Annotated in this window: 10 protein-coding genes and 2 pseudogenes; 6 read left to right on the top strand and 6 right to left on the bottom strand. The window is 66.6% G+C overall.

Going from position 1 to position 11,356, the window contains the following annotated elements; translation table 11 throughout:
• Positions 1–205: 205 nt before the first annotated feature.
• Genes ABT114_RS38000 through ABT114_RS37990 form a run of 3 tightly spaced genes read left to right on the top strand, consistent with a single transcriptional unit; the run spans position 206 to position 2,845 of the window.
• On the top strand, positions 206–832 hold the full coding sequence (locus tag ABT114_RS38000) for a helix-turn-helix domain-containing protein (protein WP_351148093.1): 627 nt from the start codon (positions 206–208) through the stop codon (positions 830–832).
• The gene (locus tag ABT114_RS37995) at positions 825–2,243 is read left to right on the top strand and encodes a pyridoxal phosphate-dependent decarboxylase family protein (RefSeq protein WP_351148091.1); all 1,419 of its coding nucleotides are present in this window, start codon (positions 825–827) and stop codon (positions 2,241–2,243) included. The genes ABT114_RS38000 and ABT114_RS37995 overlap by 8 nt, the downstream gene beginning before the upstream one ends.
• Positions 2,240–2,845: an HAD-IA family hydrolase gene (locus ABT114_RS37990; RefSeq protein ID WP_351148088.1), complete on the top strand. Its 606-nt coding sequence runs from the start codon at positions 2,240–2,242 to the stop codon at positions 2,843–2,845. The genes ABT114_RS37995 and ABT114_RS37990 overlap by 4 nt, the downstream gene beginning before the upstream one ends.
• Before the next feature lie 40 nt (positions 2,846–2,885).
• Here ABT114_RS37990 and ABT114_RS37985 read toward each other — a convergent pair.
• Together ABT114_RS37985 and ABT114_RS37980 are read right to left on the bottom strand one after the other, a co-directional pair.
• Positions 2,886–3,013 (bottom strand): annotated as a pseudogene (locus ABT114_RS37985) (IS5/IS1182 family transposase); the annotation flags it as partial.
• 26 nt (positions 3,014–3,039) lie between these two features.
• A complete protein-coding gene (locus ABT114_RS37980; RefSeq protein ID WP_351148085.1) occupies positions 3,040–3,924 on the bottom strand; it encodes a class I SAM-dependent methyltransferase in 885 nt (294 codons plus the stop codon).
• 63 nt (positions 3,925–3,987) lie between these two features.
• On the opposite strand from ABT114_RS37980, the gene ABT114_RS37975 reads away from it, so the two are divergent.
• On the top strand, positions 3,988–4,617 hold the full coding sequence (locus ABT114_RS37975; protein WP_351148082.1) for a TetR/AcrR family transcriptional regulator: 630 nt from the start codon (positions 3,988–3,990) through the stop codon (positions 4,615–4,617).
• 908 nt (positions 4,618–5,525) lie between these two features.
• Here ABT114_RS37975 and ABT114_RS37970 read toward each other — a convergent pair.
• The 3 genes and pseudogenes from ABT114_RS37970 to ABT114_RS37960 all read right to left on the bottom strand — a co-directional run.
• Complete coding sequence (locus ABT114_RS37970; RefSeq protein WP_351148080.1) at positions 5,526–5,957, bottom strand: NUDIX hydrolase; 432 nt, start codon at positions 5,955–5,957, stop codon at positions 5,526–5,528.
• A 223-nt stretch (positions 5,958–6,180) separates the two neighbouring features.
• Positions 6,181–7,473 (bottom strand): MFS transporter, encoded by a 1,293-nt coding sequence (locus ABT114_RS37965; protein WP_351148077.1) that lies wholly within the window; start codon positions 7,471–7,473, stop codon positions 6,181–6,183.
• A 162-nt stretch (positions 7,474–7,635) separates the two neighbouring features.
• Positions 7,636–7,818: pseudogene (locus ABT114_RS37960) on the bottom strand (IS630 family transposase); the annotation flags it as partial.
• A 787-nt stretch (positions 7,819–8,605) separates the two neighbouring features.
• Here ABT114_RS37960 and ABT114_RS37955 point away from each other — a divergent pair.
• Positions 8,606–8,806 carry a helix-turn-helix transcriptional regulator gene (locus tag ABT114_RS37955; protein WP_351148211.1) on the top strand — a complete coding sequence of 67 codons (201 nt, stop codon included), beginning with the start codon at positions 8,606–8,608 and terminating at the stop codon, positions 8,804–8,806.
• A gap of 1,101 nt (positions 8,807–9,907) precedes the next feature.
• Complete coding sequence (locus tag ABT114_RS37950; protein ID WP_351148074.1) at positions 9,908–10,288, top strand: site-specific integrase; 381 nt, start codon at positions 9,908–9,910, stop codon at positions 10,286–10,288.
• A 188-nt stretch (positions 10,289–10,476) separates the two neighbouring features.
• Here ABT114_RS37950 and ABT114_RS37945 read toward each other — a convergent pair whose 3' ends face one another.
• Positions 10,477–11,346, bottom strand: a complete 870-nt coding sequence (locus ABT114_RS37945) for an acyl-CoA thioesterase (RefSeq protein WP_351148071.1) — start codon at positions 11,344–11,346, stop codon at positions 10,477–10,479.
• Positions 11,347–11,356: the final 10 nt, after the last annotated feature.

The raw sequence follows: 11,356 nt of genomic DNA, 5'->3' as shown, positions 1-11,356 counted from the left end.
AAAAGTGGCCGATACTCGGTCGGCACGGTGTATTGACCTGAAGCGTTGTTAACGCGGGTGATGGGTGGTGAGTACCCCCGCGCCGCCTGACCGGACCCCATCACCACAGCTCACCGCACCAACTCGTATTTCCGAGCGGCACAAGGTAGAGCGCCATGGATCCCACCCCTTCTCAATAGTGGATCCCCTTCGCTATCGTGGAAACATGAGTGACGGCATCACCTTGTCCAGCGGTCTGTCCATGTCCGAGCTGGGGGCCAGGATCAGGGGCGAGCGATGGGCCCGTGGTATCAGCCTGGAGCGGCTCGCCGAGCTGAGCGGTGTGAGCCGGAGCATGGTGTCCGAGGTGGAACGCGGCGCTAAGACACCGAGCGTGCTGGTCCTCGATCGCCTGGCGACCGCACTGGGCACCTCAATCGCTCGACTCCTGGACGAACCGGTGCGCCCCGACGTCGTGGTGCTGGCTGCTGACCGGCAGCACGTGGTACGGGACCCCGCCGGGTGGGAACGGCGGATCCTTTCCCCGGTCCTGCCGGACATCGAGTTCGAGTTCATGCGCACCACCCTGGAGCCTGGCGTGGACGCGGGAGAATTCTCCCCGCACGCGCCGGGATCCCATGAGTACGTGGCGGTGGAACACGGGTGTTTGCACCTGACCGTCGACGGCGTGGCCTACCGGCTTGAGGCCGGGGACGCAGCCTATTTCCCTGGCAACCGCCGGCACGCCTTCACCAACGACTCCGCCGATGCGTGTGTGTACTACCTGGCTATGACGCTGGCCCCGGCAGCCGACTCCCACCTCCACCTCAAGCCGGGAGGGCACGATGCATGACCTGCGGAAAGCAGCCCGGTCGGCAGCGGACCTGGCAGCCGATCACCTGGCAGGAGTGGCCGAGAGCCCGGTGTGGCGGCCGGTGTCCGAGGCAGACCGCACATGGCTCACCCGGCAACCACTGCCCGCCGGCAGCCGCCCGCTGGCGGACCTACTGGATGAGGTGCGGGACCGGATCCTGCCGTATCCCATGGGCAACGGGCATCCCCGGTTCTTCGGTTGGGTCAACTCCCCGCCGTCCCCCGCCGGCGTCCTGATGGCCCCCCTGGCTGCGGCCATGAACCCCAGCTGCGCGGGCGGAGACCACGCTGGCGTTCTACTGGAGCGCACCGCCGTGCGGTGGCTGGCGGAGTTGGTGGGCTTCCCCCACCCCCCGGGGGCCGGGCTGCTGACCAGCGGAGCCTCCATGGCCACCATCGTGGCACTGGCCACCGCCCGCCACCAGGCGTTCCGCGACCAGGGCCACGACGTGCGCGAGACCGGCCTGTACGGGCATCGCCCGCTGGCGCTCTACGTGTCCGCCGAGGCTCACAGCTGTCTGCGCAAGGCGGCAGAACTTCTCGGCCTGGGCACCCGGTACCTCCGCACCGTCCCGGTCGACGCGGCTTTTCGTACGGACACCGGCGAGCTGCGCCGTCTGATCGCGGCCGACCAACGAGCCGGGGTGCGGCCGTTCTTCGTCGCCGCCAGCGCGGGAACGGTCAACACCGGAGCCGTCGACCCCCTGGATGACATCGCCGCGATCGCCCTCGAGTACGGACTGTGGTTCCACATCGACGGTGCCTATGGCGCGCTCGGCGTCCTCGCCGACGACGCCGCACCTGGCTATGCGGGACTGGAACGGGCGGACTCGCTGGCTCTGGACCCACACAAGTGGCTTGGCGTCCCCGTTGATGCCGGCTGCATTCTCTTCCGTGAACCGGCCGGCCCGCGCGACGCCTTCAGCCTGGTTCCCCCTTACTTGCGCGACGAGAACGCCGGGGAGCTGGGCTGGTTCTCCGAGTACGGCACCGAACAGACCCGCCCGTTCCGCGCGCTGCGGGTATGGGCCACGATCGCCCACCTCGGACGGGACGGCATCGTTGACCTGGTGCAGCACACCACCAGGCTCGCGCGCACGCTCGCCGAGCTGATCGAAGCCTCCGACGACTTCGAGCTGCTCGCCCCGGTGGTCACCTCCGTCGCCGCATTCCGCCACTGTCCTCCAGCCCTCGACACAGACCGCACGGAAGCACTGAACGAGGCGATCCCGGCCGCCGTGCAGCGCCGTGGGCACGCCTTCCTCACCGGCACGCGGATCTCGGGTGCCGCGGCCCTGCGCGCCTGCGTCCTCCACCCGGGCACCACGAAGGACGACCTGACCGTCCTGCTCGACGAAATCCGAGCCGCTGCGCGGGAGGTCACCTCATGAGTCCTCAGCACCTGGTCGTCGACCTCGGCGGCGTGCTGTTCCATTTCGACCACGCCCATCGCCTGCAACGCCTGGCCGATGTCTTTGCGCTCCCCACAGACCGAATCGACATGTTGCTGTGGCGGTCCGGCTTCAGCGCCGACTGCGATTCGGGCAAGTACCCGCACGCGGCGGAGATCCGGGACTGTATCCGGGCTGCCACCGGCTTCACCGGCACTGACGATGACCTCGACGCCGCATGGTGCAGTGCCTTCCGGCCCGACCATGCCGTCCGGGAGGCACTGGAGCGCCACCGCGGCTCCCTGCCCCTGGCGCTGTTCACCAACAACGGCCCGCTGGAGCAGGAGGCGCTGATGCGGCTGTACCCCACGATGTTCGACGGCTTCGGCCACCTACTGTTCAGCTACCGCCTCGGACACCGAAAGCCCGACCCGGCAGCCTTCGACGCCGCCGCGAAACAATTGGGCGCTTGCCCCGACGACATCCTCTTCATCGATGACAGCGCGGCCAACACCGACGCAGCACGCGCCGCAGGCTGGACCGCTCTCCGCTTCCGGAGCAGAGAGACCCTCGAACAGACCCTGCACTCCCGAATCCAGTAAGCCACGGCGCGAAACCGGGCCCTACGCGGTGAGTCGGAGTGAGCCGCCTGTAGCGGCACAAGGCTGAGCGAAGCCGAGAAAGGCCAGGTAGTTGCAAGGATTGCGCTCGAAGCGGTGGTTGAGCCGGCGATACCCAGTCGGGCAGGGCATGGTCCGCTCGATAACCCACAATCCGCCAACGGCGGCGGCGCGTATCACGCTTCAGTCGACCGAGGCGTCTCAGGCGATGCCGCCCTCGGCGTCGACCCGGGCGATGCGGTGACGATCCAGACGTGCCCGGGAATGCGGACACCGTCGATGGTCTCGAACTCCGCGAGGGCGTCGCGCACTTCGGAGCGGATACGGGCGGTGGTCTCCGGGTCGACATCGCGCAGGTTGTAGCGCACCGGGCCCATGGCGAGGATGAAGTCGGTGGCGTCGCCCGCATCGGCGCCAAAGGTCATGGGAGCCTCGGCGGGGGCTACGTCGATGTCGGTGAACCCGGAGGCGGTGAGCATCTGACGGATGCGCGCGGGGTCGAGGAGGGACCCCATGCCCCTGGCGGCGGGGGATGCCTCGCGCAGGAACGGGGAGAGTGCAGCGGTCGCACGGGCGTAGGCGCTGTCCGGGCCCGCAGGCTGTGGGCCGAGGAACGCAAGTCGCCCGGCGGGCACGAGCGAGTGCCTGAGATGAGTGAAGGCTGCGATGTGGTCGGCGAAGAACATGACACCGCCGCGGCTCAGGACGACGTCGAAGCCTCGGCCGGGCAACGGATGCACTTGGGCGTCGCCCTGTTCGAAGGTGACGTTGCCGATGCCTTCCGCGGCGGCGTCACGGCGGGCCCGTTCCAGCATGGGCGCGGACAGGTCAATTCCGACAACGTCTCCGTCGTACGCCTGCCGCGCGGCGATGCGCGTCGTCTGGCCGGTGCCGCAGCCGACGTCGAGGACCCGGTCACCGGCCGCAATGCCCGCGGCGGCGAACAAGGGCGCGTTGAACGAGCCCATCATCGCGTCGTAGCGCTCGGAGTGTTCGGCCCAGTGGATGCCCTCCCAGTCGTTCCATGCCTGTGCCTGCTGACGGTTGGCGATGGCGCGCATGACTCACCCCTCAATTGACTAGAGTCAAACTCTAGAGTCCAACTCTAGATATAGACTCCAGTCGTGACTGAGGTCAAGGGAAAACGGGGCGACAAGGCTCGGGAGACACGTCGGCGGATCATCGACGCAGCCGCCGAACTCTTCGTCGAGCAGGGCTATGGGGCGACCAAGCTGCAGGAGATCGCCGACCGGGCGGGCGTGGCTGTGCAGACGATCTACTTCGTCTTCCGGAACAAGCCCTCGCTGCTCAAGGAACTGGTCGACGTCGCCATCGCAGGCGACGACGACCCCGTGCCCACGATGGACCGGCCCTGGTTCACGGAAGTCACGGCTGCACCTACCGCCGAGTCCGCCATCGCCGCACTCGTCGCCGGCACCCTCAGGACGCTCGAACGTGTCGCGGCCATCGACGAGATGGTCCGCGCCGCGGCAGCGACCAACCCGGAGATCCGGGAGCTGTGGCCGGACGAGAGCGACCCGCGTTACACGGTCATCTCGACAGCCGCGAAGGCTCTGACAGTGAAGCCCGGCGCCCGCCCCGCCCTCTCCGCAGGAGAGGCGGCTGACATCATCTACGCAATGCTCAGTCCGGAGCTCTTCCTGGTCCTGACCCGTGACCGCGCATGGCCCGCAGACAAGTGGGAGCGATGGACGTACGACGCCCTCTGCTCTCAGCTGTTGATCAGGAGGTAGAACAAGCTCCCTGACAGTGATCGGGGAGACAAGTTTGACGCTCACCCGCTTGACATCCGCATCGGTGATCTTCCGTGGGACACCCGGCCGCGGCTCGTGGCATCCAACACCCCGCCCAGGCGAGATGAAAGGGCCACAACCAGTCGTCGATGGCTACGCTGAGGACGGTCGCTTCGTAGCGGACGGCGAGTTTCCCGTATCGGGTGGCGACCGCACGGTGGCACTTGAGGCGGTTGATCCCGCACTCGCCGGAGTCGTTCAGTGGTACCGGCGCCGCATGTCACCGGGACTTCCAGATGATGGCCGGCTGTTGGGCGGCTGCGTCCGTCGGTTCATCTCTCTTGTGACGAGATGGGGTAGGGGACATTCGGGTGGAGTACCGCGTGCGCCGCAACTGCCCCCGGTCCTTTTGCGGTCGTCTCCTTCAGTTGCGTGACGACTGAAGGAGGCAGTTGTGACTGGGTTCCAGAGTTTCACCACAGGCACCACTGCGCTGCCGGATCTCGACCCGTACCGCTTCCCCGCCGTGCCCATCGACAGCCGACCCGAGGAGTCGTCCATGAGGCGTGGCGTCATGGAGTTCGGTGACTACCTTCTGCCCGCGCCGGAGCCGGCGAGGCACCTGTCCGATCCTCTAGTGCCGGCCGGCCGACCGCCGCCGGCTGGAGCTGCATGCCACTCTCACCGCAGCGGGCATCGCGCCTGCGCCGGGCGACCTTGACGCCATCGAGGCCCTGTGCGCGCTGGACGACACCACCCACGTCGCGCTCCGCCGATGGATCGACCGAGCCCTGTGATCCTTCGTGGCGCCGCCGACTACGTGCCCGGGGCGTGTCATGGGACGACCGGAGGACGGAGAGTTCCTGACGGGTTCACCGCTCGGTCAACACATCCGGGCTCCGACCGTCTCATGTCGCCTTTGAAGGCAGCACGCCACGCTGCCTGAGCAACGGCAGAACATGGTCCCGTACGGCAGGAGCAAGCCGCAGATCACTTTCATGGCCAGAAACCCACTTCAAATCCGCCAGTTCAGCGGCAGGCTGGGGTGTCCGGCTGATGCGCGCTTCAAAGACCGTCATCTTCATGGGCACACCCTCAAGGGCTGCCAGGGCTTCGACGTCAGTCAGGAAACGCGGCTCCAAGGGCTGGACCCCGAGCTCTTCATCCAGCTCCCGCGTCAGCGCTTCCATCGGCTCTTCATCAGCATCAGGCTTGCCGCCGGGGAGGTAGAACACCTCTGGAGCCGCCTGCTTGCTCACCACCAGAAGACGCTCTTTCTGAACGATCGCGGCCGCTACGACAACCAATGGCTCCAGCTCGTCGGGCGGGGAGACCAGCACACTTCCTTGCCCCATACACGTGATTCTTGCAGGAAGCGCAGAAAGGAAGAAAACGGCCCCGACGCGGCTTACTGATCCGTGAACGTCCCGCCGTTGACACAGGACTGCGATGGGCTGGCGACCTTGCCTCGGGCAACGATCCCGGTGGACCAGTCAGCCAAACCGCCACCGGCGGACAGCAGTACGGTCATTTCTCTTGCACACTCACGGCGAGGCTGGGCCCTCACCGCTGCTCAACAGTTCCACCGACAGGTTCGGGCTCAAGGTTTCCGAGAGGGATGTCGCGCAGGCCGCGCAACGGCGAGAAGAACAGCCACAGTCCAGCGCAGCAGCCGCCGACGACGGCGATCCACAACGTGGTCTGGACGCCGAGGGCGGTGGCGAGCGCGCCGCCGGCCAGACCGCCGAGCGGCAGCGTGCCCCAGGTGATCCAACGAGCGGCGGCGCTGACGCGGCCGAGCATGTCCGCAGGGCAGGCGGCCTGGCGGTAGCTGGTCAGCGAGATGCTCGCGACGGTGGAAGAGAAGGTCCACGAGATCCAGCCGATGCCGAACAGCAGGACCCACCAGCCGGACCCGGCAAGCGGGATGAGCAGGCCGGGCAGCGACAGCACGGTCATCGCGATCCAGCTGATGCGCGCCGAGCCGAACTTCTGCGCGAGGTACCGTGCCGCCACGCCGCCGGCTACCCCGCCGACGGCCCCCAGCGCCAGCAGCAGCCCGACCAGGCCGGGACGCAGGTGCAGCGTGCGGATCAGGAACACGGGGCCGAGAGTCTCCACCATGATGACGAAGAAGTTCGCGGTGCCGTTGAACGCCACCGAGTTGCGCAGGATGGGATCCCGGACGACATAGTCGAGGCCCTCACGGATCTGCGACCGCAGCGTGGGTCCCCGGCCGGTTTCGGCCCGGGGCCGACGGGGCTCGCGGGTACGGATCGCCGTCAGCGAGCACGCCGACAACGCGAAGGAGAGCGCGTCGGCGGCCATCGCCCCCGCGGCACCGACCAGCGTCACCAGCCCAGCGCCCGTACTGGGCCCGGCGATCTGCGCGACCGACCGAGAGGCGGCGAGCTTGCCGTTGCCGTCCATGAGCTGGTCGCGATCGAGGAGCACCGGCAGATACGCCTGGTAGGCCACCGAGAAGAACACGGAGAACACGCTGGACATCAACGCGACGACGTAGAGCTGGGCGAGCGTCAGTGCCCCGACGGCGTGGGCAAACGGCACCGAGCCGATCACCAGGAACAGCGCGAGGTCGCACCAGATCATCAGCCGGCGCTTGGGGACCCGGTCCACTATGGCCCCGGCCGGCAGCGCCACCAGGAGATACGCACTCGTCTCCGCCGCAGCCAACAGGCCGACCTGGAACGCGGAGGCATCCAACAACACGACGGCGACCAACGGCAGAGCGAGAACGGTGATCTGCGACCCCATCTCGCTGACCGTCTGGCCACCCCATAACAGCAGGAACTCGCGATGACGCAAGATCGAGGGACGCTTTCCATCATCAGTCATCCGCCCGATGGTGTCACCAGCCATCTCCCCTGGACAGACAACCACACGAAACTCCAGGCGGACAGGCTCGCCTCTTCCCGCACATGCCACCCCTGCCACCCGCCTGTCAGCCAAGTCGGAAAGAGCTCAGTGACAGGAGTCCTTGGCAACGAATCGACGTCCTTTCTCGGCCCAGACCCGGATGGCGGGGGTCTTGTTCCCGGACCAGTTGTCGGCGATCACGTAGATCGGGGCGCCGTCCGGCCGGGCGGCTCGGATGCTCTTCAGCGCGGTCAGGGTGTGGTCGGCGCCCTTGCGCCGGCGGGTGGTGCCCCACAGGGTGTCGTCGCCCAGGCTGTAGCAGCCCGATTGGATGACAAAGCGACTGACTTCGCTGTCCAAGGACACCGATTCGCCTACAGCAGACGAGAAAGAGCCGTAAAGGACTGGAACTTACCGCTGGGACGATGTCAACGTACAACGTCCCCCAAAACCACCAGGTCAGCGAAGAAGCACGGGCATCCGGGTCTGTGGCGAACACAGCCGTCGCCTCGTGTCCTGATGTCGCCTGGCCTGCGCACCGAGCCTTGCCTCCCCTGAGGCCCGACCCAAGGAGCCCACCTGTCCAACGGCACGCTTCGGCCCTACATCTCACAGTCCCGATCCGGTTCACCCTTCACGCCCTCAACGCATTCACCGCCCAGTAACGGCTAGGCCCGGGCCGCCCTGGCCACTGCGCCGTGTCTCTGTGGCTGCCCGACCGGACTCATTGCCGAAGACCTGGTGTATCGCGTCTACCGTCGCGCTGGCGCAGCTTTGGCGCACATCGCCGCCTACCCTGTGCCGAGTTCTGGCAGGTCGCCAAGCTTGGTCCTGTTGAGCGCGTCGCAAAGCGTGACCTCAGACCGGCTCATCGATCAGGGATTCCTTGCCATGGTGACGGACGGCAGGACATTGGTTCTTCCGGGGCACCGCTTGGCACCCTGGCCGCCGTCGAGGTGCGCAATATAGGCGACGATCCCCGGTTAGCGAAACCGGGAATCCTCCAGATCATTGTTGTCGTTCGCACTCGGCTGTGCTTGGCGGTGGGGCCGTGCGGACGCAGTGGATCGTGCCGCGTGCTATCGCGCGGCTGCATGCACCAGTGGAAGGAATGCCGTACGTGGCCGAACCCGTTGACGACCTGTTGACCATCACCGAAGTCCTGGCGCTCCTGGGCGGAAACATTCATCGATCGAGTTTTCATCGCTGGCGGGCAACTGGCCCTGGGCCGCAGACGATGCGACTTCCCAACGGTCAAGTTCGCATCAGACGGAGTGACTTGAAGAATTGGTTCGAAAGCCTAGAGAGCTGAGCGCTCGCCCCGCGTGGATGTAAGGCTCATGCTTGTGGACCTAACCCCTCTGCATTGATGGTGGAAGTTGCGAATCGCGAACGTTCAATTTTGGAAAACTCAAAATAGAAAGGGTCGGCCGAAGCCGTACCAGGTTCGTTGGGCTGTTGACGGAAAAGCCTTCTATGCCTCCTACCGCTCCTCTGCCCACGCTGAGCTCTTCCGTGTCAATCTTGTCGCTGCTGCGAACCGTGGCGAGGTCTTCGATACCGAGACAGGGCTCCCTGTGTCGATGCAGCCGGAGACGGAGGCGCTGACGTGGTATCAATTGGCTTGCGCCTACGCAGAGATGAAATGGTCGGGTGCGGCGGCAAATACGCGCAAGAATACGGCTTCCGCGCTGGCTCGTGTAACAACTGAACTGCTTGTCGAACCTAAAAGGGGTGTGGTGGCGCCGGACTCGCAAGTAATGCGTCGGGCCCTGACTCACTGGGCCTTCCGGCTGACAGCGCGGAGCGAAGCACCGGAAGCCGACGTGGCAGCCGCGTTGGAATGGGTCGCGCAACACTCGTGGCCGGTGGCGGATTTGAAGGACCTTGATGTCGGTCGTCATGTCCTGCGGTCCATCAGCTTCCGTCTGGACGGAACGCCTGCGAGTCCCAGCCACTCACAACGGATCCGGGCTGTGTTTCACAACGCGCTCGAATACGCGGTGGAAAAGGGCGACCTCCCGGAAAACCCTCTCAGCAGGATTGGCGGACGTGCTCCACGTCTCACTCGCCAGGTGGACCCGCGCGTGGTGGTGAGTCCACGGCAGGCCAGAGAACTCTTGACCGCGGTCACCTACGTCGGCACCTGGGCGCACGGGCGAGGGCGACTCCTCATGCCGTTCTTCGCCACCTTGTACTTCGCGGCCCTGCGGCCGGAAGAGGCGGTCGAGCTGAGACTTCAGGATTGCCAGCTCCCGAAGAAGGGGCCGGGCCTCCTCACGCTGCATCAGGCCAGCACACGCGCCGGCTCCGCATGGACGGATGACGGGCGAAAGCACGAGCGCACGAGCAGCGAGGGCTCAAGCATCGGGCTCGCGGCGACGTACGTCTCGTACCCGTTTCCCCTGAACTGGTGCAGATACTGCGGGCGTACGTCGACGAGTTCGGGACGGCGGAGGACGGTCGGCTCTTCCGCAGCCCGAGCGGAGGCCGGTTGGACTCCACGCGATACCTCGATGTCTGGCACAAGGCGCGGCGCATTGCCTTCCCGCCACATCTCGTGGACTCCCTCCTTGCAAGGAGGCCGTACGACCTGCGTCATGCCGCGGTCTCCCTGTGGCTGAACTCTGGTGTCCCCGCCGCTGAGGTGGCCGAGATGGCGGGCCACAGCGTGGCGATCCTGATGGACACGTACTACAAGTGCATCCACGGCCAGCGGGAGCAGATGGTGCAGCGCATCATCGATGCCCTCAGTGAAGATCGGGAAGGCGGGGCGTCAGGCGAAGTGGACTAGACCATACGTCCCCGCTGGCACACTATTGGCACAATCGCTGTGGGGTGCAACGAAACGCGATGAGACGCGGTGGGGTGCGCCTCGGGCCACGACCCCTGCTTCGTTCTCGGCAAGAACGTCGTAACGACCGGCCCGCGGAGCGTCGCAAGACGTGACGCGGGCCGGTCGACTATCGGTAAAACCCCAGGTCAGCCCAGCTTGCGGAACAGTCCCTCCTGTACCACGGACACGATCAGTTGCCCTGCGAGGTTGTAGATGCGGCCCCGGGCAAGACCGCGGCCCCCCACCGCGATCGGCGACTCCTGGTCGTACAGGAACCACTCGTCCGCGCGGAAAGGGCGGTGGAACCACATGGCGTGGTCCAGCGACGCCATATCGAAGTTCCGCGGACCCCACAGCGGCTCGACCGGGATGCGAACGGCGTCCAGGAGGGTCATGTCGCTCGCGTACGTCAACGCGCACGTGTGTACCAGCGGGTCGTCGCCGAGCGGACCAACCGCACGCATCCACACCGCGCTGCGTGGTTCGGCGCCATCGACATCCTCGGCGCTCCAGCGCAGCCGGTCCACGTACCGGATGTCGAAGGGCTGGCGGCGCGCCATCCGCTCCAACTGCTCGGGCAGCGCGCCCAGATGCTCCCGGATCTCCTCCGCGACCGTCGGCAGGGACTCCGGGTCCGGGACCTTGCGGGCCGGCGGCAGCTGGTGCTCGAAGGGACCTTCCTCAGGCTTGTGAAAGGAGGCGGTGAGATTGAAGATCGTGCGGCCCTGCTGCACGGCGGTGACCCGGCGGGTGGTGAACGACCGCCCGTCCCGGACCCGCTCGACCTGGTACACGATCGGCACGCCCGGCCGGCCCGGGCGCAGGAAGTACGCGTGCAGTGAGTGCACCGGGCGCTCGCCGTCCGTGGTGCGTCCGGCGGCGACCAGCGCCTGGCCCGCCACCTGGCCGCCGAAGACCCGCTGCAGCGACTCCTGCGGGCTGCGGCCGCGGAAGATGTTGACCTCTATCTGCTCCAGGTCGAGCAGGTCGACGAGGCTCTCGGCCGGGTTCGTCATGCGTGGGATT

The sequence above is a fragment of the Streptomyces sp. NPDC002088 genome, assembly GCF_040296605.1.
Taxonomy (GTDB): domain Bacteria; phylum Actinomycetota; class Actinomycetes; order Streptomycetales; family Streptomycetaceae; genus Streptomyces.
This window is presented reverse-complemented; position numbering and strand designations above follow the sequence as displayed.